The sequence below is a fragment of the Demequina zhanjiangensis genome, assembly GCF_030418315.1.
In the GTDB taxonomy this organism is placed as follows: domain Bacteria; phylum Actinomycetota; class Actinomycetes; order Actinomycetales; family Demequinaceae; genus Demequina; species Demequina zhanjiangensis.
In genome coordinates, this window is sequence record NZ_JAUHPV010000001.1 from 72,476 (window position 1) to 96,514 (window position 24,039).

A 24,039-nucleotide genomic window follows, 5' to 3' on the forward strand; every position below is an offset into this window, starting at 1 on the left:
CCCGGCGCTCACGACGTCGCGACGGCTCGTCGGAGTCCGGCGCGGGCGAGTGTGAGGGCGATGATGAGCGCCGTCACCTGGAAGAAGCCTCCGAGGTGGACTGCGTCGCCGAACAGCAGGCCGATCGTCTCGATGACGACGAGCTTGCTTCCCGGCAGGACCAGCACGAGGGTGGTCGCGTTGAGAAGCTCCGCCCGCTTTGACCCTGCATTCCTCACGCGCCCGAGCGCGACCTTCTTCGCCCACAGCACCGCCTCCAGCATGATCTTGAGGACGGCAGCGGTGAGCACGGCCATGAGGAACGACTCGCTGATGACCTGGGGGAAGAGCTGGATGAACGCGCCGAGCACGATCAGGTAGGCGAGCACGTCGACGAGGTCGATCGGTCGGATCCGCACTCTCGGAATCTAGCGTCCTCGCCGTTGGGCCGCGCGGCGGGGATGAGGGAATACCTTCTACTCGACACCTGTTTAAGTATGCGTACGCATACAAATAGGCCGCATCGATGCGGCGAGGAAGAAGGAAGTGGTCACTATGGCCAGGTTCGAAGGCAAGGTCGCGATCGTCACCGGCGGCGGAAGCGGAATCGGAGCCGAGATCTCACGCGAGCTCGCCGCCGAGGGTGCGAGCGTCGTCGTCACCGACATCAAGCAGGAGGCGGCTCAGGCGGTCGTGGACCAGATCGAGGCCGCGGGCGGCAAGGCTGCCGCGTTCGCCCAGAACACCGCCAAGTGGGCGGACTCGCAGGCCGCAGTCGAGTTCGCCAAGACGACCTTCGGCGGGCTGCACCTCGCCGTCAACAACGCCGGCATCGGCGCCGCGCCCATGAACATCGGCGACTACGACATCGAGGCCTGGGACCGTGTCCGCGCGGTCGACCTTGACGGCGTGTTCTACGGGCTCCGCTTCCAGCTCCCCGCGATGGTCGAGTCCGGCGGCGGCGCGATCGTGAACATGGCCTCCGTCCTCGGGTCGGTCGGCATCGCGCAGAACGCTGCCTACGTGACGAGCAAGCACGCCCTCACCGGCCTCACCAAGGTCGCCGCGCTCGAGTACACCTCGCAAGGCGTCCGCACCAACGCCGTCGGCCCCGGCTTCATCGACACCCCGCTCGTGCGCGCGAGCCTCTCATCAGAGGCGCTCGACGCCCTCGAGCAGCAGCACGCCTCGCGCCGCCTCGGCACAGACAAGGAGGTCGCCGCGCTCACGCTGTTCCTGCTCAGCGACGAGGCCTCGTTCATCTCCGGCAGCTACCACCTCGTGGACGGCGGCTACTCCGCGCAGTGACCCGCGCTCTCGGAGCGATACCGATGGCCCCTGGGGGATCTCCCCTGGGGGCCATCGGCCTTCCTCGGCCTCGTGAGTTGCTGGGCGAGTCGAGAAGTTTCTCGCCGCCAACGCTGTCAGGATGCTTCTCCTGGCCGATGAGGGTCGAGAAGCGAGGGGAACGATGGATACCGAGGAACTGGCGCTGGACGCCAAGCCGCAGGATGACGCACGCGAGCCTGGACGGCTGATGACCTGGGCGCAGAACGCTCACCTGCGGGCCAGTGGGCTCGCAGTGCTGGGACTGCTCTCGTTCTTCGTCGGTGCCAGGCTCGCCGCCGCCCCGACATTCGTCAACGGTGTGCGGGAGTCGCTCGACTCTCAGGAGGCCACGGTGGCGACCATGGCCGCGTCGTCCACGGCGCTCTCAGCGGCGCTCAGTGCGATCCCCACGGACGCGTTGATGCCGCTCGCTCAGCGGCTCGCGGACCTCTCCGGGTGGTTCATGGTGATCCTCGCCTCGATCATCCTGCAGAAGATCCTCTTCACGGCGGCTGGCTTCCTCTCGTTCAAGATCGTGTTCCCGATCGCGTGCGCGCTCGGGATCGCATCGGTCTACGGCAGGAGCGTCGCGGCGCGTGCGATCGCGCAGCGGCTTGCGGTGCTGGGAGTGGTGCTGTTCGCGGCCGTGCCGGGCGCGATCTGGTTCAGTGGGCAGCTCACCGCCAACTACACGGAGACGGTGGAGGCGGCGGCCGTGGCTCAAGCGCAGGCCGAAGCGCTCGCAGAAGCGGAGGCCGAGGCAGCGGCCGCCGCGGAGGAGGCTGCTGCCAGCGGGTCCGAGGACGATGCGGGCTTCCTCGATCGCGTGCAGGACTGGGCTTCAGGTGCTGCAGACACCGTCGGCGGCTGGGTCGAGAGTGCAACCGGTCAGATCGCCGAGCTCCGCGACGAGGCCGTCGACGCACTCAACGGGTATATCGAGCAGATCGCGCTGCTTCTCATCACCACCTGCGTGATGCCGCTCCTGGTCTTCCTGCTGTTCAGCTGGGTCATCAGGCTCCTGTTCAACGTCGACCTCGGCGGGTGGGGCACCATTCGGCGCGCGCAGTCGCAGACGTCGCGCGGTGTGCAGAGTCTCGGGCGGCGACGCGAGTAGTCAGGCAGGTCGCGGCCCGTCACAGTCGTCGGGTGCGGCTTCCGCGTGACCGGCCATTCACATCTGACCGAGCCTGACGTACCTTGGCTCGGGTGAGGCGCGACCACTGGCGCAGGGCGAACGAGCGGCTCGATCCCGGCGAGGACTTCGTCGAGATCTACCGCAACCTGGTCATGCACGAGTTCCCGTGGGACATGAACCAGGCGCTGAGCTTCGCGCTCTTCCGCACCTACGCGGTGCCGGGCATCGGTTCGCTGCTCGACCGGACAGGCGAGTTCACGCAGCGCACCCAGAAGCGTTACGACGACACGGCGCTGCTGCTCGAGGTGCCGACGCGGACGGGCTTCTCGGATCCTGAGGCGCGGTCGGCGATCCGGCGCATCAACCAGATGCACCGCGCCTACGACATCCCCGACCACGAGTTCCGCTACGTGCTGTCGACCTTCGTCGTCGTGCCGAAGCGCTGGATCGACGCGTACGGCAAGCGACCTCTCTCGGATGGCGAGGTGCTCGCGTCGGTCCATTACTACCGAGAGCTCGGCAGGCACATGGGCATCCCCGACGTGCCGGAGACGTATGACGGCTTCGCGCGGCTCATGGACTCGTACGAGGCAGAGCACTTCGCGTTCGACGAAGGCGGCCGACGGGTGGCGGACGCGACGATGGCCCTGCTCCTCACCTTCAGGCCCGCAGTACCCAAGCCGCTCATGGAGATCCTCAGCCGTGCGCTCATGGATGAGGCGCTTCTCGACGCCTTCCGCTACGACAGACCAGCTCGACCCGTCGCGGCCGCACTTCGCGCGAGCGTCCGGCTTCGCGGAAGGATTGCAGGGCTGCTCCCGGCACGCGCGAAGGCGACCCGGATCGAGGACCTGCCGTGGATCCGCAGCTACCCCGAGGGCTACCGCATCGACGACCTGGGCACGTTCCCGCCGGGCTGTCCGGTCCCCCACGATCGGGACTGACGGCCGACAGTTCAGCCGAGGTCCGATGACCGATTTGTCACAATTCGTCCACAGGGTGCGCGTGCCTGCCGCGTGTGCCGCGGGTGCGGTGACATGCTTCCTCCCGGGGAGGTTGCATGTCGACGTTGCTGTTCTGGCTCATGCTCGTGAGCCTGGTCTCGGTGGGGATCGTCTCGCCGCGGTGGCGTGAGTTCCCGCTCGCGGCAGTCGCCCTCACCTCCGGGCTGCTGATGTATGTCGACGAGAGCACGGACATGCCGCTGTGGGTGCGTACGGTGCTTTGGCTGGTGGTGTCGCTGGCCTACACGGCCGCGCAGTGGCAGCTGAGAGTGGGCGAGGAAGGGTCAGGCCTCGCGGAGCCGAGCGAGCTCTTTGGGCCGGTCGGCCACACCGCTGCGGACGAAGCAGAGCCCTTGGAGGCCTCGCTGCCGACGGTCGGCGCGGCCTGACCCGTACGCGTCGTGGCGGAGGCCGCTCCGCGCGTGACAGAGCGGACCGGGGAACCGCTCACCCTCAAGCGCGGGCGGCCGATGGATGAGCGGGCACGGCTGGCGTGCCGCGAACCCCGGAGGTCTTCATGCGTGCGTCGTCCCTGCGAGCGGTGTGGGCGGTACTCACCGCCACCCTGGCTGTCCTGCTCACGCCCGTCGCGGCGTCGGCCGAGACTGTCGGCGGATCGACGCCCGGATCCGCGACGCCGCTCCCGATCGGTGACTTCGACTCGTCGTTCGTCGCGTCGAACGTGGGAATCACCAGCGCCGGCTCGCGGAACGAGTCCGTGCAGCCCTACTGGAACAACGTCGCCTGGTACTCCGTCACCCCTGCAGAGACCACGACCGTCTACATCCGCGCGACCTCCAACTCCCCGACCGGGTGGGACAACGCGCTCGAGGTGTGGACTGCCGGAGGGGCCTTCGTTGCGCAGAACGACGACTCGTATGTCCGTGACGCGGCACTCACCGTGACCTTGGTCGCCGGCACGGAGTACGTGATCGGTCTCGGCGCGTATCGCACCACTGACAGCGGGCAGGTGGCCAACGGCACCGCGACGCTCACGTTCGCCAGTCGTCCGCCGAGCGCCCCAGGGACGCCCATCGCCACGGCTGGCAACGGTGCGGCCTCGGTGACATGGTCGGCTCCGACCGACGAGGCAGGCGGCGTGACCGGCTACCGGGTGCTGTGCACTCCAGCGGGCGGGCCGGAGATCGAGTGCGCCACCCTCACAGGTACGCCTCCGGCCGTATCGACGACGGTGTCTGGGCTTGTCAACGGCACCGCCTACACGTTCCGCGTCGAGGCGAGGAACATGATCGGCTACGGCAGTCCGTCGGCTGCGTCAGCGGCTGTGACGCCTCGCGCCGCGTCCACCGTGTCCTTGAGCACGCAGCCGACGAGCCCCGTGAGCGGTCAGGAGCTCTCCGTCGTGGCGACCGTCACCTCGGGCGGAGCAGCCGCCAGCGGCACCGTGGACTTCACCGTCAACGGGGTCTCGACGACTGGCGTCGTGCTCGTCGATGGGCAGGCGATCCTCTCTGGTGTCACTCTCGCGGCGGGCACCTACTCGGTCGAAGCGGCCTACTCAGGATCGACCGCCGTCGCGACGTCGTCCGCGACGACCTCCGTCACGGTGGCCAAGCGCTCCCAGTCCGTGACAATCGACGCGCTCCCTGACTCGCTCGTGTTCGGCGGCGCCGCGGTGCCGGTCTCGGGAGCCTCCTCGGAGGACCTCCCGGTGTCCTTCGCGGCCAGCGGCGCGTGCGGGCTCGCGGATGGCGCGCTCCAGTTGACGGGCGTAGGCGCATGCACGATCACCGCGACCCAGGAAGGTACCTCGGAGGTGTCAAGCGCTGTCGCCACACTGGAGACGACCATCGGAAAGCGGCCACAGAGCGTGACGTTCGAGGGCGTCCCGACTCTCACGTGGGGCATGGAGCCCTTCACGCCCACGGCGAGCTCGGAGTTCGGGCTGCCCGTCACCCTGACCGCCGCGGGCGCATGCACGATCGCCGACGGCGAGCTCACCGTGGTCAGCATCGGCACCTGCACTGTGAGTGCGCATTCCGAGGGCGACGGGGTGACCCTCCCGGCCAGCGCGACGCTGACCCGTCTGATCGCGGCCCCTGAGTCCGACGTGGACGTGACCCTCGACGCCGCGCTCGGCGATGCTGCCACAGCGGCGCGCGTGAGCGCGACGGGAGCGGGGCTGCTGCCAGGCTCTGAGCTCGTGCTCGAGGTGCACTCGACTCCTCAGCGGATCGGCGTCGCGACGGTCGGCGCGGACGGGACCGCGACGGTGTTCGGGGTGCTGCCCGCACTCGAGGCCGGCGACCACGAGCTCGTGGCGATCGGCACGGCCATCGACGGCTCCGAGAAGCAGTTCGTCTCGACCTTCACCGTGTCACCGAACGGTGTGCTGGTGACCATCGAGGACCGGAATCTGGCGGCGACCACCGGTCTTGCGGCCACCGGCGCTGAGGCCGGCGATTCTGCGGCGTTGGCGGGGCTCGCCCTTGCGTGCGGCGTGGTCCTGCTGGTTGTCAGGCGGAGGATCTCAGCAACGCGACCCTGATGTCATCGCCCGCGTGCCGCGTGCATGACAGAGGGGGCGGGCCCGCACGGGCCCGCCCCCTCTGCTGCAGGACCTGTCAGCGGTAGTTGACGAACTGCAGCGCCGTGTCGACGTCGGCGCCCTTGAGCAGAGCGATGGCCGCCTGAAGGTCGTCGCGAGACTTGGAGCTCACGCGCAGCTCGTCGCCCTGGATCTGCGCCTTCACGGACTTGGGGCCCTCGTCGCGGATCAGCTTGGTGAGCTTCTTCGCGACGTCCTGAGCGATGCCCTCCTTGAGGGAGGCTCCGATGCGGAACTCCTTGCCGGAGGCCTGCGGCTCGCCGGCATCGATCGCCTTCAGCGAGATGCCGCGCTTGACGAGCTTGGACTGGAAGACGTCGAGCACCGCCTTGACGCGCTCGTCGCTGTTCGCCTTCATCAGGATCGCCTCGCCTGACCACTCGATCGATGCGTCGACGCCCTTGAAGTCGTAGCGCTGCGAGATCTCCTTGGCGGCCTGGTTGAGGGCGTTGTCGACCTCCTGGTGGTCGACCTTGCTGACGACGTCGAAGCTGCTGTCTGCCATGGGTGCTCCTCACTGTGCGTGGTGGGGGTGCGGGCCGCGTCCGCGGGTTCGCGTCGGGTCCCGATTCCCTGCTATCCTTCCATGCGCGCCGCTTGCGGCGCACGGCAGGTTGCCCGAGCGGCCAAAGGGAGCTGACTGTAAATCAGCCGTCATCGACTTCGGGGGTTCGAATCCCTCACCTGCCACTCTCACAGAGGCCCCTCCGGTTCGCCGGAGGGGCCTCTGTTCTTTTGCTCATCTCGAAGCATCAGGGGCGGTGTGGTGCCCGAGCACGGCGGGCATGCGACGCGCATCTTGGACACCTTCGTTCGTTCTTCCAACAAAGCCCGTTCCCTGCGTGAAACGTGCCTGATCCCGGTGGTTTCTTGCAAGATTGTGACCTTCGTCATCCCGGCGTGTCTCGCGCATGACACGACACCCCCGAGGGTGTACGGTCTGAATCAGCGCGCAACCCCCCCCTCGCGCGCGAGATGGCTCCCGCACGACCCCCCCTTTTTGTTGCGGGAACCACGACAGGGTGCGTCGACCCCCTCGATGCACCGCACGGCCCCAGGCGCCGGCTATGCCGCGCCGGGGCCGTGGTTCGTTCTCGGGGTGCTCAGCGTGAGGCGCCCGGGGCGGAGACCTTGCCCATGTCCTCGAGCTCGATGCCCTTGGTCTCCGGGACCTTCGTGAGCACGAACCAGAACGAAAGCGCCGCCATGAGCGTGTAGAAGCCGTAGGCGATCTGAAGGCCCCATCCAGCCATCACAGGGAACGTGAGCGTGATCGCGAAGTTCGCGGTCCACTGGGCGGCGGCGGCGACGGCGAGGGCGGCGGCGCGCAGTCGGTTGGGGAACATCTCGCCCAGGAGCACCCAGACGACGGGTCCCCAGCTGACCGCGAAGAAGACGACGAAGAGGTTGGCTGCGACGAGCGCGATGCCGGCCCATGGTGCATCCAGTTGGGCGTCGCCCGCGGAGTCCAGCGTGGACTGACTGAAGGCGATCGCCATCGCGAGGAGCGACACGGTCATGCCGATCGAGCCTGTCAGCAGCAGGCTGCGGCGCCCCACCTTGTCGACCAGCGCAATTGCGACGAGCGTCATCACGATGTTCGTCACGGAGGTGATGGTCGACGTGGTGAAGGCGTCTGACTCGTCGAACCCCACCGACTGCCACAGCGCTGTCGAGTAGTAGAAGATCACGTTGATGCCGACCGCCTGCTGGAGCACCGACAGGAGGATGCCGACCCAGACGATCGGTTGCAGCCCGAACCGCGGGCCGCGCAGGTCGCTGAGCGTCAGCTCCTCGTCCCCACCGAGAGACTCCTTGATGAGGCCGATGCGGTGCTCGGGATCTGGCTCGCCTGTGTAGTCGGCGAGCACCGCGGCCGCCTCCTTCTCGCGGCGACGCTCGACGAGATAGCGAGGGGACTCGGGGAGGGTCAGCGCGACGCCTCCGTAGATCAGCGCGGGGATCACTGCTGTCAGGAACATCCATCGCCACGCCTCGAGCCCGAGCCACAGCTCGTTCGAGGCGCCACCGGCGGCCCCGGCGAGCACCTCGTCGGACAGCAGGGAGGCGAAGATGCCGAGCACGATCGCCATCTGCTGCAGCGACCCGAGTCGACCGCGGAACGCGGCGGGTGCGACCTCGGCGATATAGGCGGGCGCGATCACCGACGCCGCGCCGATCGCAAGCCCTCCCACCACGCGCCAGCCGATCAGGTCCCACACGCCGAACGCGAAGCCCGAGCCGACCGCGGACAGCAGGAACACCACCGCGGAAGCGACCATGACTCGGATGCGTCCGAGCTTGTCCGCGAGTCCTCCGGCGAACCAGGCGCCCACCGCACAGCCGAGCAGCGCCGAGGCGACGGCGAAGCCCGTGGCGGTGTCGGACAGCGCGAACTCGCCGGCGATCGAGTCCACAGCGCCGTTGATGACGGACGAGTCGAATCCGAACAGGAACCCGCCGAGCGCGGCCCCGATGCTGATCGCGATGACCTTGCCGTGGATGCCTCGTGGCGTCGACGCCGGCGCGGGATCAGTGGACGACATCGCCCCCTCCTTCATGCGTCGCGCCCCCTCGCCGAGGCGGTTCCCCGTGGTTGCGACCGCTACTCCCGACAGTAGCGGGGAGAGTGTGGTTTCGCCCGAGGTGCGAGGTATGACCGCAACGCGGTCAATGTCCTCCGAGCAGGGGTGACATCGCCTTCGCGACGACGCTGGGCCGGCCCGTGATCCGCTCCTCCGCATCGGCGGCGGACATCGCCCGCAGGCCCGCGTTGACGCCGAGCCAGCGCAACGGTTCCACCTCCCAGCGTCGCGACCTGTGGCCCACCCACGGCAGTGCCGTGAGGTCGGTGTCGTGGCCCAGCAGGAGGTCCCTCAGCGTCCGGCCCGCGAGGTTCGTGGTGGTGACCCCGTCGCCCACGTAGCCGCCCGCCCATGCGATCCCGGTCTCCTTGTCCAGTCCGACGGAGGCGTGCCAGTCGCGAGCCACCCCCAGGGCGCCTCCCCACGCGTGGGTGAACCGGACGTCGGCGACCTGCGGCAGCATGCTGACGAGCTCGGCACGCAGGCTCGCGTGCACCTTCGCGTGGCTCCGGTGCTCGGGCGCCACCTGGGATCCCAGATGGTAGGGCGCCCCGCGCCCGCCGAAGACGAGGCGGCCGTCGGCCGTGCGCTGGCCGTAGATCAGCAGGTGACGGTGGTCGGAGAAGGTCTCGCGTGAGGCCAGCCCGATCTCGTCCCACAGAGACGGGGGCAACGGCTCCGTGGCGACGACGAGCGAGTGGACCGGGACGATGTCGCGCCGCATGCCCGCGAGGCTCGGGGTGTAGCCCTCGGTCGCGCGCACCACCAGGTCGGCGGTCACAGTGCCCCGTTCCGTGACGACGCGATGGGGCGCGATCTCCGTGACCCGGGTGTCCTCGTGGAGAGCCACGCCCTGCTGGCGGGCCACGTCTGCCAGGCCCCGCACGAGTCGTCCCGGGTGGATCGCTGCGCAGTCCGGTGTGTAGGTCGCGCCCCGCACGTCCGTCGCAGCGAGACGGGCGCGTGCGTCGTCAGCGTCGAGCCAGACGAGCTCGTCCGGGCCTCGGCCCCAGCGTCGTGCCTCCTCCACCTCGGCGCGAGCAGACGCCTCCTGCGCCTCGCTGCGCGCGAGCACGACCGTGCCGCCCTTGGCCAGGCCGGCGTCGATGCCTGCCGCAATGGACGCCCTGATCACCTCGTCGACCGACGCCCGCATCGCCGCGTGCTGCGCGAGCGCAGCGTCCCGGCCCGCGTCTTTCGCGAGCGTTGACAGCGAGGAGGGGAGCAGGGCCGACGCCCACCCGCCGTTGCGGCCCGAGGCGCCGAAGCCCGCGAGGTCCTTCTCGAGCACGACGATGCGCAGGTCGGGTCGTGCCTGCGCCAGGTAGTGCGCGGTCCACAGGCCGGTGAAGCCTGCGCCGACGATGGCGACGTCAGCCTCCGTGTCGCCCTTCAGGGGCTCGGGAGACGTCGGCTCCGATGCGAGGGTGTCCCACCACAGCGACTGCGGCAGGGGCCTCACCGCACCCCCCACGAGTACGTCTGCTTGCGCAGCGACAGGTACATGAAGATCTCGGTGGACAGCACGCCGGGGATCGTGCGGATCGTGGAGCTGACGAGCTCCATCAGGTGGTGATCGGACTCACTCACGACCTCGACCAGGATGTCGAAGCTGCCAGCAGTGACGACCAGGTAGTCGACCTCGTCGAGCTGCTCCAGCGCTGCCGCGACAGGTTCGAGCGGGCCCGACACCTTGACGCCGACCATCGCCTGCCGCGCGAAGCCCAGCTCCATCGGGTTGGTGACGCCGATGATCTGCAGCACACCCGCGTCGAGCAGGCGCTGCACGCGTGCGCGCACCGCCGCCTCGGACAGGTTCACCACCTTGCCGATGGCGGCGTACGAGGTACGTCCGTCCTGCTGGAGCTCGGAGATGATGACCTTGTTGATCGGATCGAGCGAGACGGGGGCTTTGGGATTCTCGGCTGCGGTCATGTCACGCAGTGTGGTGGCCCGCGACACTCAAGGTCAACCCCAAAACGCGGCTCAGGCTACGGTTTCGTTACGCAGATGTTAATTCTTCCGCTGGAACCGTTGCGAAATGGTCTCTAGACCACGTAAACAGTCGCCGCGGCGACGAATCCGTGCCAGTATCGCCTGCAACGTCCTGCCGCAGCAGGATTCCCCACGCGGAGGTGGCGCCGGAACCGAGGCCCGGTGTCATCACCCCCGAGCACAGAGGATGGCGACATGTCTGAGGTCCCGCAGGAGGAAGAGCAGAAGAAGGGCGTCTCGCGACGCGGACTCATCATCGGAGGTGGAGTCGCAGCGGCAGGCGTCGCAGGCTTCGCGCTCCTGAACCGCGGCGGCGGGGGCAACGCCGCCGGTGACTGCGTCACCACCGACCTGTCCGACACCGAGGCGACCCTCAACATGTCGAACTGGCCCGAGTACGTCGACGAGGACGACGGCGACTACGTCTCCACGCTCACGACGTTCGAGCAGGAGACCGGCATCGACGTCACCTACACGCCCGACGTCAACGACAACGTCGAGTTCTTCGCCAAGGTGCGCAACCAGCTCGGCGCCTGCCAGCCCACCGGACGCGACATGTTCGTGCTCACCGACTGGATGGCCGCCCGCATGATCGACGCAGGCTGGATCCAGAAGCTCGACAAGGCGAACATCCCCAACGTCGACAAGAACCTCATCTCCTCGCTCCAGGGCGTCGGCTGGGACCCCAACCGCGAGTACTCCGCGCCGTGGCAGTCCGGCTTCACCGGCATCGCGTACAACAAGTCGCTCGTCGGCGAGGTCGCCACGATGGACGAGCTGCTCACCCGCTCGGACCTCAAGGGCAAGATCACGCTGCTCACCGAGATGCGCGACACGATGGGCCTCATGCTGCTCGCCGAGGGCGCAGACCCCGCGAACTTCACCTCAGACCAGTGGGGCAACGCGCTCGAGAAGCTCTCCAAGGCCCGCACCGACGGTCAGGTCCGCGCGTTCACCGGCAACGAGTACGTCAACGACCTCGCCGCCGGCAACATCGCCGCCTGCGTCGCATGGTCCGGTGACGTCGCCGCGGCGGAGGACGAGAACCTCGTCTTCCTCCCGCCGGAGGAGGGCATGATGATCTGGTCCGACAACATGATCGTTCCGGTCCAGGGCATGCACAAGACCAACGCCGAGAAGCTCATCGACTTCTACTACGACCCGGTCCAGGCCGCGAAGCTCGCCGCCTACGTCTGGTACGTCTGCCCGGTCGAGGGTGCGCAGGCCGAGATGGAGAAGATCGACCCGTCGCTCGTCGACAACCCGCTGATCTTCCCGACCGCGGACTTCCTCGCCTCCACGCACAACTTCATGGCACTGTCCGAGGCTGACGCCGCAAAGTACGAGCAGGAGTTCGCGGATGTCATTGGCTGACGGTGTGCGCGGAGACCTCAAGCTCACCGGTCTCCACAAGCGCTACCCCAACGGCTTCGTCGCAGTACAGTCGCTCGACCTGGTGATCCCCCAGGGGTCGTTCTTCGCGCTGCTCGGCCCGTCCGGGTGCGGCAAGACGACCACGCTGCGCATGGTCGCTGGCCTCGAGGACGTCACCAAGGGCAGCATCCATATCGGCGAGCAGGACATCACCACCGCGAAGCCGTACAAGCGGCCCGTGAACACCGTGTTCCAGAACTATGCGCTGTTCCCGCACCTCACGATCGCGGAGAACGTCGCGTTCGGTCCCAAGCGTCGCGGCGTGAAGGACCCGAAGGGCTCGGTCAAGGAGATCCTCGCGCTCACCGAGCTGACCGAGCAGGCGAACAAGAAGCCTGCGCAGCTCTCCGGCGGTCAGCAGCAGCGCGTCGCCCTTGCACGCGCGCTGATCAACCGTCCCGACGTGCTGCTTCTCGATGAGCCGCTCGGCGCGCTCGACCTCAAGCTGCGTCGCGCGATGCAGATCGAGCTCAAGCGCATCCAGGAGGAGGTGGGCCTCACCTTCGTGCACGTCACGCACGACCAGGAGGAGGCCATGACGATGGCCGACACGGTCGCCGTCATGAACGAGGGGCGCATCGAGCAGCTCGGTGCCCCCTACGAGCTCTACACGAACCCGCACACCACGTTCGTGGCGAACTTCCTGGGCCGCACCAACCTCATCAAGGGCACCGTCCTCGGCCGCGAGGGCTCCGGCGCCGACGAGGTCGTCAAGGTCGACATGCACGGCACCGTCGCCTCGATCAAGGCCAGTCGCGTCCACACCGACGCGAAGGAGGGCTGGGTCGGCATCCGTCCCGAGAAGGTGCTCATCCAGCCCGAGGGCCAGGCGATCGACGCCCCTGGCGCTGCACTGTCCGGCGCTGTGGTCGTGGACGTCAGCTACATCGGCGTCTCCACCGACTACGTGCTGCGCATGCCGTGGGGTCAGGAGATCACCTGCTTCGAGCAGAACACCGGCCGTCGCGGCGGGCTCATCCCCGTCGGCACGAAGGTCGACGTCTCCTGGCGCCCCGAGTTCGCGTTCCTCCTCGACTCCGCCCAGGACGCCGAGGCGGGAATCGTCGAGGAGGACTGACGTGGCGAGCCTCCAGAGGGTGTTCGGCAAGAACTCCGCCTACTGGCTGATCGGGCCCGCCGCGGTATGGCTGGCCATCTTCTTCCTCTTCCCGATGCTGTCGCTGCTGACGACGTCGCTGTCCGACCCGGCGGGATCGCCGATCTACGGCTACGACCTCACATGGCGGCTGCAGAACTACTTCGAGGCGATCAGCGACTACTGGCCGTACATGGTGCGTTCGCTCATCTACGCGGGCATCGCCACGCTGCTGTGCCTCGTGCTGGGCTACGTGCTCGCTTACGCGATCGCCTTCAAGGCGGGCCGTTGGAAGAACGTCATGCTCGTGCTCGTCATCGCGCCGTTCTTCACGTCGTTCCTGGTGCGCACGCTGTCATGGAAGCTGATCCTGGCGGACAACGGGTGGCTCGTGGAGTCCCTGCAGTGGCTGCACATCCTTGGCGAGGACGGACGCCTGCTCGCCACGCCGTTCGCGGTCGTCATGGGTCTGACCTACAACTTCCTGCCCTTCATGATCCTTCCGCTGTACACGAGCCTCGAGAAGATCGACCCGCGCCTCAACGAGGCCGCAGCCGACCTCTACTCGAGCCCGTGGCAGCGCTTCACGAAGGTGATCTGGCCGCTGTCCATCCCGGGCGTCGTCGGCGGAACCCTGCTCACGTTCATCCCCGCCTCTGGTGACTACATCAACTCCGATCTGCTCGGTAATCCGAACACGCAGATGGTCGGAAACAAGATCCAGACGCTCTTCACGGACGCGAGCGACTATCCGCACGCGGCAGCCCTGTCGGTGATCCTGATGGTGCTGATCGTCGGCATGGTCCTGTTCTACGTCCGCCGCGCAGGAACGGAGGACCTGCTGTGATCACCCGACTCGGAAGCTGGATCGGCAAGCACCTGATGCTGACGCTGGGCATCCTGGTGCTGATCTACATGTACGTCCCGAACATGATCGTGGCGCTCATGTCGTTCAACGACTCCTCGCAGTCGCGCAACCTGTACACGTTCCAGGCGTTCACGTGGGACAACTGGCTGAACCCGTGCGAGCCGCAGGGCATGTGCGAGGCGCTCCAGGTGAGCATCAGCATCGGACTGCTGTCCACGATCGTGGCGACCACGATCGGCACGCTCGCCGCATTCGCGCTGGTGCGTCACCGCTTCGAGGGCCGCTCCACGATGAACCTCATGCTGTTCCTGCCGATGGCGACGCCTGAGATCGTCATGGGCTCCTCGCTGCTCGCGCTGTTCGTCGCCGCGGGCTTCGGCGGCCAGCTCGGCTTCTGGACCATCCTCATCGCCCACATCATGTTCAACATCTCGTTCGTGGTGGTGACGGTGCGGTCGCGTCTCGCGGGCCTCGACTCCAACCTGGAGAAGGCGGCATCGGACCTCTACGCCAACGAGTGGCAGACGTTCTGGCGGGTCACGTTCCCGCTGGTGTTCCCCGGCATCCTGGCCGCGGCGCTGCTCGCCTTCTCCCTGTCGTTCGACGACTTCATCATCACGAACCTCAACTCGGGCACCACGGTGACCTTCCCGATGTTCGTGTGGGGTGCCGCCCAGCGGGCCATCCCGATGCAGGTCAACGTGATCGGCACGCTCATGTTCATCATCGCGCTCGCGATCGTCATCGCCGGAGAGGTGATGTCGCGCCGCCGCGCGAAGGGCAAGGCCGCGGCCTTCTAGTCCGCTTGCGCGGGCCGGACGGTCCGGCTCGACACGCTCCACGAGGGGGACGGTGCTTCGGCATCGTCCCCCTCGTCGCGTCTGTGCGGGAGCGCGCGGCCGTCGTGCTGCCGCCCCGTCCGGCTCCCGCCCCCGCGCGGCGTCCACCCCGCTGGGCGCCCGCGCGGCGTCCACCCCGCGCTCGCCTCGCCCGGCCCGCTCGCCCCCGCGCGGCGCCCGCCCCGCCGGGCCGGACACTCTGAACCAATCTCAGGCGCGACACCCCGGCGGGTCGGGGCTCGGCGCGGCGTGTCGCCAGGGTGTCGCCACTCGGAGTGGTTCGCACTGTCGGGCTGGGGCGACGTGTGCGCTGGACACCCGGGGCCAAGGCGCGCGAAAGGGGGCGGCGCCTTCCGGCACCGCCCCCTCCGTTCAGCCGCGTGCTGCTACAGGAGCGCCTGCGCGCGCGTGATGACGTCGCGCAGGATCGACTCCATCTCGTCGAACTCCTTCTGGCCGATGATGAGCGGCGGCGACAGCTGGATGACAGGGTCGCCACGGTCGTCGGCCCGGCAGTAGAGGCCGGCCTCGTACAGGGCGGGGGAGAGGAAGCCGTAGAGGATCCGCTCGCACTCCTCGTCGGACAGCGACGTGCGGGACTCCCGATCCTTCACCAGCTCGATGCCGTAGAAGTAGCCTGCGCCGCGGACGTCGCCCACCATCGGCAGATCCAGGAGCTTCTCGAGCGTCGCGCGGAACGCGGCCTCGTTGCGCTGCACGTTCCCGAGCAGGTCCTCGCGCTCGAACAGGTCCAGGTTGGCGAGCGCGACGGCGGAGCCGACAGGGTGCCCGCCCCAGGTGTAGCCGTGCGCGAACATCTCGCCCTTGTCGAGGAACGGCTGCATGAGGCGGTCGGAGGCGATCATCGCGCCCATCGGCGCGTAGCCCGAGGTGAGGCCCTTCGCGGACGTGATGATGTCCGGCACGTAGTCGTAGCGGGTGGCGCCGTACATCTCGCCCAGGCGGCCGTACGCGCAGATCACCTCGTCCGAGACGAGCAGGACGTCGTAGCGATCGCAGATCTCCCGCACGCGCTGCCAGTAGCCGGGGGGCGGCGGGAAGCATCCGCCCGCGTTCTGCACGGGCTCGAGGAACACGGCGGCCACCGTGTCGGCGCCCTCGTTGAGGATCGCGACCTCGATCTGGTCCGCAGCCCAGCGGCCGAAGGCCTCCGGGTCGGAGCCATCGAGCAGTCCGCCGGTGATCTCGGGCGCGCGGTAGATGTTCGTGTTCGGCACGCGGAACGTGGACGGCACGAGCGGCTCGAACTGCGCCTTCAGGCCCGGCAGGCCGGTGATCGACAGCGCGCCCTGCGTCGTGCCGTGGTAGGCCACGGCGCGGCTGATGACCTTGTGCTTCATCGGCTTGCCGACGAGCTTGAAGTAGTTCTTCGCGAGCTTCCACGCCGACTCGACAGCCTCGCCGCCGCCTGAGGTGAAGAAGACGCGGTTGAGATCCCCGGGAGCGTGACCGGCGAGGCGCTCGGCGAGCTCGATCGCGCGGGGATGTGCGTAGGACCAGAGCGGGTGGAAGGCGAGCTCCTTCGCCTGCGCGGCGGCGGCCTCGGCCAGCTCGGTGCGACCGTGGCCCGCCTGGCTCACGAACAGGCCGGCGAGACCATCGAGGTACCGCTTGCCCTTGTCGTCGTAGATGTAGGCGCCCTCGCCGCGCACGATGATCGGGATGTCAGCGTCGGCGTAGCGCGTGTGGTCCGTGAAGTGCATCCAGAGATGCCGCTTCGCGGACGTCTGCATTGCGGTGTGATCCATGGGTCAATGGTCCGGGATTCCGCCACTGATCGCAACTGTCGAAACGGCGATTTAACATCGAAATCGCAATTGAGAAGGTGTCTGAGCCGCGATAAGCGCGGTCGAGGGGCCTTCTGGCAATGCAATTCGTATCCCCGGCTGGAGGGCGGGCTCCTCACCGGCGGTGGTCCAGGGAATACTGCACAGCCATGCGCCCTTGCATCGACGGCGCCAGGAGGCAAGGAGCTCGCACGCATGGTCACCACTTCACGAACCGTCGACGCGCGCACGTCGCGCGGCACCGCCCTGGGGCTTGCCGCGGCGTCGTACGTCCTGGCGGTGGTGATGATGGGCACGACGATGCCGACGCCGCTGTACCCGCTCTACGAGGACAGGTTCGGCTTCGGGAGCGCGACGACCACCGTCCTCTACGCGATCTATGCGGCAGGGGTCATCGCGTCGCTCGTCCTGTTCGGCACCCTGTCGGAGGCGCTGGGGAGGCGTCCGCTGCTCCTTGCGGGACTGGTCCTCTCGCTCGCGTCCGCGGCGGTGTTCTTCGCTGCGGGTTCGCTCTGGCTTCTCTTCCTGGGCCGGGTGCTCTCCGGCCTCGCCGCAGGCATCCTCACGGCGACCGGCACGGTGGTCGTCCTCGAGAATGCGCCAGCGGGCAAGGAACGGCTCGCGGCGTCGCTCGCGACCGCCTCCAACGTCGGTGGCCTGGGGCTGGGCATGCTCATGGCGGGCGTCGTCGCCCAGCTGGCCGCGGCCCCGCTGCGCGCGCCGTTCGAGGTCCACGCCGGCCTGCTCGCGCTCGGCGTCGTCGCCCTGTGGCGGATCAGCGATCGGGGCGGCCGAGACGATGCGCCGCGGGGTCTGGCACGACCACGCCTGCATCCTGATGCGCGACGCGTGTTCGTCGCCGCAGCGATCGGGTCGGTCGCCGGCTTCGCGATCTCGGGACTCTTCGCCGCGCTCGCGCCCAACTTCATGAGTGCCGCGCTCGGTGAGACGTCGCCCGCGGTGATGGGTCTCGGCACCTTCCTGTTCTTCGGTGCGTCGGCGACGGCCCAGCTGTCCCTGAAGCGACTGCCCGACCTCACCCTTGCGCGCGCGGGCGCCGCCAGCCTGATCGCGAGCATGGGACTCCTCGCGGGCGCCCTGTCCGCAGCGCTGCTGCCTCTGATGCTCGTCTCGTCGATCCTGGGCGGCGTCGGTATGGGGCTTCTCTTCATGGCCGGGATGCGCGCGCTGACGGCCGTGACCCCACCGCCGATGCGCACGCAGGCCACGACGGCCTACTTCCTTGTCGCCTACCTCTCCATCTCAGTGCCGGTCATGTCGGCCGGTGCGCTGACGCTCGCAGTCGGACTCACCGCCACGGGGATCGTCTTCTCCGGCCTCCTCGCCGCGGTCGCTATCGCCGCGTTCGCCGTGGCAGGGCGGCTTCGTCGCGCGGAACCGTCCTGAGGGGACGACGCTCGCGAAGGGCGGCGCCCCTCACGTCAGGCTTGGGTTCGCTGCACTGTCTCAGCGGGTGGCGGCTGTCGACGCGAGAGCGGGCGCAAGGTTCCCCCGCGGCGCGATCCGCACCTCGTCGAGCCCGAGCCAGCCCGCCATCACGGCAAGCTCCTGATCGAGCGCGACGGCGATCTCCTCGTCGCTCCGACGCCGTGCGCCGCGCACCGTCTGCTCCTCGCGCCAGGCCGCCTGCACGAGCAGCGCTCCCGCCTTGCGGTCGGCCTTGAGGTCCACGCGGCCCACCATCTGATCGCCGAGCAGGAAGGGGAGGCAGTAGTAGCCGTACACGCGCTTGTGCTCGGGCGTGTAGATCTCGATCCGGTAGTCCATCCCGAACATCCGAAGCAGACGGGGCCGGAACCAGGCGACAGGGTCGAACGGGCTGAGCAGCGCGGCGCCTGTCGCCCGCCCCGGATCTGAGGCGGCGCGATGCCAGGCGGGGGCGTCAGCACCATCGACGGCGAGCAGTGCGGGCTCCTGCCAGCCGTCCACATGGACCCAGCGCGCGAGGCCTCGCTCGACCGCCGATGCGGCCCAGGCCTGGCCGCCCGCCACGTCGGGCTCGCGCGAGCCGGCCTGATAGGGCAGGCGGAAGTGGTCGCACAGATCCTTGACCGTGCCGATGCCGGTCGCGGCGAGCGCCCTGTCGAAGAGAAGTTGACGTGCCTCCGCCTGGCCCAGCCCCCACGCGGCGTCGTCCTCGCGGTGCTCCCGGTCGATCCCGCCGGCGGGGGGCAGGTCCCACGCGCGCAAGGGGGAGTCGTAGGTGCGGGTGAAGTGGCGGCCACGCGACGCGGCGACGGTGCCCGTGATGAACAGGTACTCGAGCGCGACCTTCACATGGGTCGCATCCCACCATGCGCCGCGTGGTCCCTCCTTCGGCGCGAGGTGCTCGAGGTCTCCTGCGGTGACGGGGCCTGACTCCTCGACGGCGTCCCGTACCTGCGCGAGGAGGCCTGGACGCTCATGCTCGAGCCGCTGGAACGTGCTGGCCTTCCACGACGAGCCGCCACGCATGCGGTGGTGCATGGCGGGCAGCAGGTCCCGCGGCATGACGGACGCCTCGTGTCCCCAGTGCTCGAACGTGTGGGCGCCGTGGCCGTCGGGGACCCCCCAGAGGTAGGCGTCGAGCGCGTCCTGCGTGTACGGGCCTAGCCGCGAGAACAGCGGCATGTAGTGCGCCCGTGCGAGCACGTTCACGGTGTCGAGCTGGAGCACCCCCTGCGTGTCGAGGTAGGCCTTGAAGTCGGCGTCGCGGGGCCTGCGGGAAGGGCGGCGGCGAGCCAGCCCCTGAGCGTGGAGGAAGGTCCTGCGTGCCTCCGCGGCGGTCATCGACTCGGTCACGTCTGACACTCTAGAGAAGGGGTGCGACACGTGCCCGGAGCCGCTCGTGCCGTGCGGTCCCACCGGGCGTGAGAGGGCTCCTTCCGGGGCCTTCAGGCACGATTTCGCATTCTGGCCCCGTGGCGTGTAACCTATTCCGGCTGGCCCCGATAGCTCAGTCGGCAGAGCGTTTCCATGGTAAGGAAAAGGTCCAGGGTTCGATTCCCTGTCGGGGCTCTCAGTTCGACGTCTCTCGCGAGCGTCGGACCGTGGCGGGGTAGCTCAGCTGGTTAGAGCGCACGACTCATAATCGTGAGGTCGCGGGTTCGAGCCCCGCCCTCGCTACTGAGGCCCGGAATTCTTCCGGGCCTTCGCGCTGTAGAGCGCGTCCTCAAAGGCTGGGAGAGACAGCATGGCTAAGAACGACGTTCGTCCGAAGATCACGCTCGCGTGCACGGAGTGCAAGAACCGTAACTACATCACGCGCAAGAACCGTCGCAACAACCCCGACCGTGTGGAGCTCTCCAAGTTCTGCCCGAAGTGCGGCAAGCACACGGCGCACCGCGAGACGCGCTAACTGCTTCGCAGCCGTCAGGCTGCTGAACCGACGCCCCCGACCTGTCCACAGGCCGGGGGCGTCGTCGTTCCCGGGCATGCCGCGCGTGTCACAATCGCGACATGGACCAGGGGGAACAGCCATCCGAGCGCGCCGATGCGAAGACTGAACGGCCGCGCACCGAGCGGGCCCCGGACCTCGTCCTCGCGGTCGCCGCGCTCGCGCTGATGGTGCCGTGGCTCGCTCGGCTCACGGGCTACGAGCCCGGACCACTCACCTACCTCGTGGCTCTCACACCCTGGTTCACGCTCGCATGGCTGGTGCTCGCCCTGGTCGCGGGCCTGACCCGGCGCTGGACGATGCTGGGGACCGTCGCCTTGCCCACCGTCGTCTCCATCGGATGGGCTTCCACGATGTTCATCGGGGCCTCGGTCGATCCGGCCGAGCATGAGACCGTCACCGTCGCGACCGTCAATGCGACGTTCGGGCGGGTCGATGCCGACGCCGTGGTCGCACTCGTCGAGGAGTACGACGTGGACGTGCTCGCCGTCCAGGAGCTCACGCCGGACGTCTTCGAGGCGCTCGAGGCCGCGGGCCTGAGCGCTCGCCTGCCGGAGGTGAACGCATGGCCTGCCGACGGCTTCGACGGCACCGGTCTCTGGACGAGGCTTCCCGTCGCCGAACCCATGCGTGTCGACGGGTTCGTGTCCAAGGCGGTTCACAGCACCGTCACGATAGGCGGGGACGACATCACGATCCTCGCCGCGCACCCGGCGGCGCCCGGCGTGCAGACCCACCGGGATTGGGACGCGGATCTCGCGCTCCTCGAGACCGTGGCGAGCTCGATCGAGGGGCCCGCCATGATCGTCGGCGACCTCAACGCGACCCGCGACCACCCGGGCTTCCGTCGGCTCGAGGACGCAGGCTTCCGCGACGCCGCCGACGATGCGGGTGCCGGCTTCGTCCCCACGTTCCCAGAAGGGCGGCTTCCGTTCCCCGTCGTCGCGATCGATCACGTGATGGCGAGGGACGTCGACTGGGCCGCGGCCTCCGTCGAGACCGTCTCGCTCTCGGGCGCCGACCACCGCGCGCTCGTGGTGACCTACGCGATCGACTGAGCCCCACGTCGGCCCGTTTCGCTAGGCTGAAGGCGTGCCAGTGAACCCCGATGCCCAGGGCCGCAGCTACGGCCCGCACGAGCCCTATGAGGTCTCGCGCGCCAAGATCCGCGAGTTCGCCGATGCCGTGGACGCCCGCTCGTTCGCGCACCGCGACGTCGATGCCGCGAACGCCGAGGGCTATGCCGACCTCGTCGCGCCCACCACGTTCGCCGTGACCATCGCGCAGCGCGCCGAGTTCCACGTGGTGCAGGACCCGGAGGTCGGAGTCGACTTCTCCAAGGTCGTGCACGCCGACGAGCGCTTCACGCACCACAGGCCGATCGTGGCAGGTGACGAGATCTCCACGACCATCCACATCGACAGGATCGTGAGCCGCGGGGGAGTGTCCACCGTGACCACCCGCGCCGAGCTCGCGGACCTCGACGGTGCGCCCGTCGCGACCGTGATCTCCACGCTCGCCGTGAGGGAGGACGCATGAGCGACCAGGACGCGCCCTCCTACGAGGGCCTCGAGAAGGGGCAGATCGTCGCCACGCGGGAGGTCGCCTTCACCCGCGACACCCTCGTCCGCTACGCGGGCGCCTCGGGCGACTTCAACCCGATCCACTACAACGACGTGTTCGCGGAGTCCGTCGGCCTTCCCGGCGTGATCGCGCACGGCATGCTCACCATGGGCACCGCCGCATCGGTCGTCGAGGAATGGGCCGGTCCAGGCAACGTCGTCGATCTCCAATGCCGCTTCGCGCGCCCCATCCCGGTGCCGAACCCGGGCGAGGCCGTCGTGTCCTTCTCGGCCGCCGTCGGCAACCTGGACGACGAGACCCGCACCGCCCGCATCGACGTCACCGTGGAGTTCGAGGGCCAGAAGGTGCTGATGAAGGCGCAGGCGCTCGTCAACTGCGTATGACCTTCCGCGACGCACCTCCGCTCGTTCCCGAGCTTGCCGTCACCGACCTGACCGCGAGCCTCGGCTTCTGGTGCGGACCATGCGGGTTCGCGCCCGACCCGCGCCGAGCGGCGCCAGGCTTCGCCTACCTGACCCGTGGCGAGGCGCACGTGATGCTCGAGCAGGGGGAGCCCGAGCGCGACTGGTTCGGGAGCGAGCTTGCGCGCCCGTTCGGCCGGGGCTCGCATCTGCGGGTGCTCGTCGACGACCTCGAGCCCGTGCTGGCGGGCATGCGCTCACACGGCATCGCGCTCCTGCATGGCCCCGCGGAGGCGCACTACGGCGTCCCGGGGCACGAGGTGCACGTCCGGCAGATCGTCGTCGCGGACCCTGACGGCTACGTGGTCAGGTTCCAGGAGATGCTCGACGACGCGTCCGAGGCGGGCACCACCGGCGCCTAGGCGCCTGCAGGATCCTGGGACTCCGTCAGCGCGCGTCTAGGACCTCGCGCTGGCACCATGTCTGCCATGACCTCCACCACCCAGGACACCGGCGTCCTCGCGCGCCTCGACGCCTACTTCGGCATCACCGCCCGCGGCTCCTCCTTCAGTCAGGAGATCCGAGGCGGTTTCACCACCTTCTTCACGATGGCGTACATCGTGGTGCTCAACCCCCTGATCCTCGGCTTCGTCCAGGACAAGGAAGGCAACTTCCTCGGGGGCGGCGCTGAGCCGAACCTCGGCATGATCGCCGCCGCGACGGCGCTCGTCGCGGGCGTGCTCACGATCCTGATGGGCGCATATGCGCGCTTCCCGATCGCGATCGCTGCGGGCCTGGGCATCAACGCCTTCGTCGCGTACGGCCTCGTCGGCTCCGGGATGTTCACGTGGCCCGAGGCGATGGGCCTCATCGTGCTCGAGGGCGCGCTGGTGCTGGTGCTCGTGCTCACGAAGCTCCGCATCAAGTTCCTCCACGCGGTCCCCATGCCGCTGAAGAAGGCGATCGCCGCAGGCATCGGCCTGTTCCTCGCCTACATCGCGTTCTGGGACTCGCGGATGGTCACCGATGACCTCTCGTCGGCCACTCCCGGCGCGTTCGGCGACGGCGGCTCGATCTCGACCGTGCCGACCCTGCTGTTCCTCGTGGGCATCATGCTGGGCGGCATCCTGCTGGTGCGCAAGGTCAAGGGCGCGCTGCTGCTCTCGATCGTCAGCGTCACGGTCCTCGCCTTCATCGTCGAGGCGATCTGGAGCTTCGGGCCGGTCGCCGAGGACAACCCGGGCGGCTGGGCCCTGGTGGTGCCGACGTTCGCCGGTCAGGACTGGTCGTTCCTCCCTGACCTGGGGCTCATCGGGCAGGTGAGCCTCTTCGGTGGCTTCTCCTCGGGCGTCGCCATCGTCACGGTGCTGATGACGATCTTCTCGCTGCTCGTCGTCGACTTCTTCGACACCCTCGGCACCATGACCGCGGTGGGTGAGGAGGCGCACCTCAACGACGAGGACGGCATCCCCGAGAACTCGCAGAAGATCCTCATCGTCGACTCGGTCTCGGCGATGGCCGGTGGTGCCGCGTCGGTGTCGTCCAACACCGCGTACATCGAGTCGGCCTCCGGGGTGGGCGACGGTGCCCGCACAGGCCTCGCGTCGGTCGTGACGGGCCTCGCGTTCGTCGTAGCGACGTTCCTGTCGCCGCTTGCGAACATCGTGCCGTTCGAGGCCGCGACGCCCGTGCTCGTTCTCGTCGGTCTCATGATGCTCGCCTCCGCGACGGACATCGACTGGCGCGACTTCAGGATCGCCGTGCCCGCGTTCCTCACCATCATCGTGATGCCGTTCGGCTACTCGATCGCGGCGGGCATCGGCGTCGGCTTCATCGCCTACGTCGTGATCTCGGCGGGGACCGGCCGTGCGAAGGACATCAAGCCGCTCATGTGGGTCGGCGCGGCCGCCTTCGCCGTCTACTTCGCGCTTCCCGCGATCCGGAGCCTGCTCGGCATCGCCTGAGTCTTCCCGTGCCCGACGGGGCGTCGTCCGGACAGTCCGGGTGGCGCCC

23 protein-coding genes and 3 tRNA genes are annotated in these 24,039 nt (G+C 68.6%); 19 read left to right on the forward strand and 7 right to left on the reverse strand.

Annotated elements, in window-relative coordinates; all coding sequences use genetic code 11:
* Window positions 1-8 precede the first annotated feature (8 nt).
* Window positions 9-398, reverse strand: coding sequence for a hypothetical protein (locus QQX04_RS00335; RefSeq protein ID WP_301125060.1), 390 nt, complete (start codon window positions 396-398; stop codon window positions 9-11).
* 136 nt (window positions 399-534) lie between these two features.
* Here QQX04_RS00335 and QQX04_RS00340 point away from each other — a divergent pair, with 136 nt between their 5' ends.
* From QQX04_RS00340 to QQX04_RS00360, 5 genes are all read left to right on the forward strand, one after another.
* A complete protein-coding gene (locus tag QQX04_RS00340; protein ID WP_301125062.1) occupies window positions 535-1,287 on the forward strand; it encodes an SDR family NAD(P)-dependent oxidoreductase in 753 nt (250 codons plus the stop codon).
* 163 nt (window positions 1,288-1,450) lie between these two features.
* Window positions 1,451-2,425, forward strand: coding sequence for a hypothetical protein (locus QQX04_RS00345; RefSeq protein ID WP_301125064.1), 975 nt, complete (start codon window positions 1,451-1,453; stop codon window positions 2,423-2,425).
* A gap of 92 nt (window positions 2,426-2,517) precedes the next feature.
* Window positions 2,518-3,390, forward strand: a complete 873-nt coding sequence (locus QQX04_RS00350; protein ID WP_301125069.1) for an oxygenase MpaB family protein — start codon at window positions 2,518-2,520, stop codon at window positions 3,388-3,390.
* 116 nt (window positions 3,391-3,506) lie between these two features.
* Window positions 3,507-3,839: a hypothetical protein gene (locus tag QQX04_RS00355; protein WP_301125072.1), complete on the forward strand. Its 333-nt coding sequence runs from the start codon at window positions 3,507-3,509 to the stop codon at window positions 3,837-3,839.
* Window positions 3,840-3,967: 128 nt separating this feature from the next.
* A complete protein-coding gene (locus QQX04_RS00360) occupies window positions 3,968-5,959 on the forward strand; it encodes a fibronectin type III domain-containing protein (protein WP_301125074.1) in 1,992 nt (663 codons plus the stop codon).
* Window positions 5,960-6,035: 76 nt separating this feature from the next.
* Here QQX04_RS00360 and QQX04_RS00365 read toward each other — a convergent pair whose 3' ends face one another.
* Window positions 6,036-6,524 (reverse strand): YajQ family cyclic di-GMP-binding protein, encoded by a 489-nt coding sequence (locus tag QQX04_RS00365; RefSeq protein ID WP_301125079.1) that lies wholly within the window; start codon window positions 6,522-6,524, stop codon window positions 6,036-6,038.
* 103 nt (window positions 6,525-6,627) lie between these two features.
* Here QQX04_RS00365 and QQX04_RS00370 point away from each other — a divergent pair.
* A tRNA-Tyr gene (locus QQX04_RS00370) sits at window positions 6,628-6,709 on the forward strand.
* 413 nt (window positions 6,710-7,122) lie between these two features.
* On the opposite strand, the gene QQX04_RS00375 is transcribed toward QQX04_RS00370, so the two are convergent.
* The 3 genes from QQX04_RS00375 to QQX04_RS00385 form a co-directional block, all read right to left on the reverse strand.
* Window positions 7,123-8,565 carry a sugar porter family MFS transporter gene (locus QQX04_RS00375; RefSeq protein WP_301125082.1) on the reverse strand — a complete coding sequence of 481 codons (1,443 nt, stop codon included), beginning with the start codon at window positions 8,563-8,565 and terminating at the stop codon, window positions 7,123-7,125.
* A 124-nt stretch (window positions 8,566-8,689) separates the two neighbouring features.
* Complete coding sequence (locus QQX04_RS00380) at window positions 8,690-10,066, reverse strand: NAD(P)/FAD-dependent oxidoreductase (protein WP_301125084.1); 1,377 nt, start codon at window positions 10,064-10,066, stop codon at window positions 8,690-8,692.
* On the reverse strand, window positions 10,063-10,539 hold the full coding sequence (locus QQX04_RS00385) for an Lrp/AsnC family transcriptional regulator (protein ID WP_301125085.1): 477 nt from the start codon (window positions 10,537-10,539) through the stop codon (window positions 10,063-10,065). The genes QQX04_RS00380 and QQX04_RS00385 overlap by 4 nt, the downstream gene beginning before the upstream one ends.
* Window positions 10,540-10,794: 255 nt before the next feature.
* On the opposite strand from QQX04_RS00385, the gene QQX04_RS00390 reads away from it, so the two are divergent.
* From QQX04_RS00390 to QQX04_RS00405, 4 genes are read left to right on the forward strand one after another with little or no spacing between them, the layout of a single operon-like run.
* Window positions 10,795-11,973, forward strand: a complete 1,179-nt coding sequence (locus QQX04_RS00390) for a polyamine ABC transporter substrate-binding protein (protein ID WP_301125087.1) — start codon at window positions 10,795-10,797, stop codon at window positions 11,971-11,973.
* Window positions 11,960-13,111, forward strand: coding sequence for an ABC transporter ATP-binding protein (locus QQX04_RS00395; RefSeq protein WP_301125089.1), 1,152 nt, complete (start codon window positions 11,960-11,962; stop codon window positions 13,109-13,111). The genes QQX04_RS00390 and QQX04_RS00395 overlap by 14 nt, the downstream gene beginning before the upstream one ends.
* 1 nt (window position 13,112) lies before the next feature.
* Entirely contained in the window at window positions 13,113-13,976 is an 864-nt protein-coding gene (locus QQX04_RS00400; RefSeq protein ID WP_301125091.1) for an ABC transporter permease, read from the forward strand.
* A complete protein-coding gene (locus QQX04_RS00405) occupies window positions 13,973-14,797 on the forward strand; it encodes an ABC transporter permease (protein ID WP_367312889.1) in 825 nt (274 codons plus the stop codon). The genes QQX04_RS00400 and QQX04_RS00405 overlap by 4 nt, the downstream gene beginning before the upstream one ends.
* Before the next feature lie 425 nt (window positions 14,798-15,222).
* Here the strand turns inward: QQX04_RS00405 and QQX04_RS00410 are convergent, their stop codons facing one another.
* Window positions 15,223-16,605, reverse strand: coding sequence for an aspartate aminotransferase family protein (locus QQX04_RS00410; RefSeq protein WP_301125093.1), 1,383 nt, complete (start codon window positions 16,603-16,605; stop codon window positions 15,223-15,225).
* A 234-nt stretch (window positions 16,606-16,839) separates the two neighbouring features.
* Between QQX04_RS00410 and QQX04_RS00415 the strand changes: the two genes are divergently transcribed.
* The gene (locus QQX04_RS00415) at window positions 16,840-18,051 is read left to right on the forward strand and encodes an MFS transporter (protein ID WP_301125095.1); all 1,212 of its coding nucleotides are present in this window, start codon (window positions 16,840-16,842) and stop codon (window positions 18,049-18,051) included.
* Between the two features lie 60 nt (window positions 18,052-18,111).
* On the opposite strand, the gene QQX04_RS00420 is transcribed toward QQX04_RS00415, so the two are convergent.
* Window positions 18,112-19,446 carry a winged helix-turn-helix domain-containing protein gene (locus QQX04_RS00420; protein WP_301125097.1) on the reverse strand — a complete coding sequence of 445 codons (1,335 nt, stop codon included), beginning with the start codon at window positions 19,444-19,446 and terminating at the stop codon, window positions 18,112-18,114.
* A 143-nt stretch (window positions 19,447-19,589) separates the two neighbouring features.
* Between QQX04_RS00420 and QQX04_RS00425 the strand changes: the two genes are divergently transcribed.
* The 8 genes from QQX04_RS00425 (at window position 19,590) to QQX04_RS00460 (ending at window position 23,990) form a co-directional block, all read left to right on the forward strand.
* Window positions 19,590-19,662, forward strand: a tRNA-Thr gene (locus QQX04_RS00425).
* A 34-nt stretch (window positions 19,663-19,696) separates the two neighbouring features.
* Window positions 19,697-19,770 (forward strand) — tRNA-Met (locus tag QQX04_RS00430).
* 67 nt (window positions 19,771-19,837) lie between these two features.
* Complete coding sequence (gene rpmG / locus QQX04_RS00435; protein ID WP_084074195.1) at window positions 19,838-20,002, forward strand: 50S ribosomal protein L33; 165 nt, start codon at window positions 19,838-19,840, stop codon at window positions 20,000-20,002.
* 101 nt (window positions 20,003-20,103) lie between these two features.
* Entirely contained in the window at window positions 20,104-21,099 is a 996-nt protein-coding gene (locus QQX04_RS00440; RefSeq protein ID WP_301125101.1) for an endonuclease/exonuclease/phosphatase family protein, read from the forward strand.
* 34 nt (window positions 21,100-21,133) lie between these two features.
* Window positions 21,134-21,580: an FAS1-like dehydratase domain-containing protein gene (locus tag QQX04_RS00445; protein WP_301125103.1), complete on the forward strand. Its 447-nt coding sequence runs from the start codon at window positions 21,134-21,136 to the stop codon at window positions 21,578-21,580.
* Window positions 21,577-22,008, forward strand: coding sequence for a MaoC/PaaZ C-terminal domain-containing protein (locus tag QQX04_RS00450; RefSeq protein ID WP_301125105.1), 432 nt, complete (start codon window positions 21,577-21,579; stop codon window positions 22,006-22,008). Before QQX04_RS00445 ends, QQX04_RS00450 begins: the two co-directional genes overlap by 4 nt.
* Window positions 22,005-22,448 carry a VOC family protein gene (locus QQX04_RS00455; RefSeq protein ID WP_301125107.1) on the forward strand — a complete coding sequence of 148 codons (444 nt, stop codon included), beginning with the start codon at window positions 22,005-22,007 and terminating at the stop codon, window positions 22,446-22,448. The genes QQX04_RS00450 and QQX04_RS00455 overlap by 4 nt, the downstream gene beginning before the upstream one ends.
* A gap of 66 nt (window positions 22,449-22,514) precedes the next feature.
* Window positions 22,515-23,990, forward strand: a complete 1,476-nt coding sequence (locus QQX04_RS00460) for an NCS2 family permease (RefSeq protein ID WP_301125109.1) — start codon at window positions 22,515-22,517, stop codon at window positions 23,988-23,990.
* Window positions 23,991-24,039 lie beyond the last annotated feature (49 nt).

Coding starts and splice junctions, on each gene's coding strand:
- QQX04_RS00340 (WP_301125062.1), top strand. CDS start 535: ATGGCCAGGTTCGAAGGCAAGGTCGCGATCGTCACCGGCGGCGGAAGC.
- QQX04_RS00345 (WP_301125064.1), top strand. CDS start 1,451: ATGGATACCGAGGAACTGGCGCTGGACGCCAAGCCGCAGGATGACGCA.
- QQX04_RS00355 (WP_301125072.1), top strand. CDS start 3,507: ATGTCGACGTTGCTGTTCTGGCTCATGCTCGTGAGCCTGGTCTCGGTG.
- QQX04_RS00360 (WP_301125074.1), top strand. CDS start 3,968: ATGCGTGCGTCGTCCCTGCGAGCGGTGTGGGCGGTACTCACCGCCACC.
- QQX04_RS00365 (WP_301125079.1), bottom strand. CDS start 6,524: ATGGCAGACAGCAGCTTCGACGTCGTCAGCAAGGTCGACCACCAGGAG.
- QQX04_RS00375 (WP_301125082.1), bottom strand. CDS start 8,565: ATGTCGTCCACTGATCCCGCGCCGGCGTCGACGCCACGAGGCATCCAC.
- QQX04_RS00385 (WP_301125085.1), bottom strand. CDS start 10,539: ATGACCGCAGCCGAGAATCCCAAAGCCCCCGTCTCGCTCGATCCGATC.
- QQX04_RS00390 (WP_301125087.1), top strand. CDS start 10,795: ATGTCTGAGGTCCCGCAGGAGGAAGAGCAGAAGAAGGGCGTCTCGCGA.
- QQX04_RS00395 (WP_301125089.1), top strand. CDS start 11,960: ATGTCATTGGCTGACGGTGTGCGCGGAGACCTCAAGCTCACCGGTCTC.
- QQX04_RS00410 (WP_301125093.1), bottom strand. CDS start 16,605: ATGGATCACACCGCAATGCAGACGTCCGCGAAGCGGCATCTCTGGATG.
- QQX04_RS00415 (WP_301125095.1), top strand. CDS start 16,840: ATGGTCACCACTTCACGAACCGTCGACGCGCGCACGTCGCGCGGCACC.
- rpmG (WP_084074195.1), top strand. CDS start 19,838: ATGGCTAAGAACGACGTTCGTCCGAAGATCACGCTCGCGTGCACGGAG.
- QQX04_RS00440 (WP_301125101.1), top strand. CDS start 20,104: ATGGACCAGGGGGAACAGCCATCCGAGCGCGCCGATGCGAAGACTGAA.
- QQX04_RS00450 (WP_301125105.1), top strand. CDS start 21,577: ATGAGCGACCAGGACGCGCCCTCCTACGAGGGCCTCGAGAAGGGGCAG.
- QQX04_RS00455 (WP_301125107.1), top strand. CDS start 22,005: ATGACCTTCCGCGACGCACCTCCGCTCGTTCCCGAGCTTGCCGTCACC.
- QQX04_RS00460 (WP_301125109.1), top strand. CDS start 22,515: ATGACCTCCACCACCCAGGACACCGGCGTCCTCGCGCGCCTCGACGCC.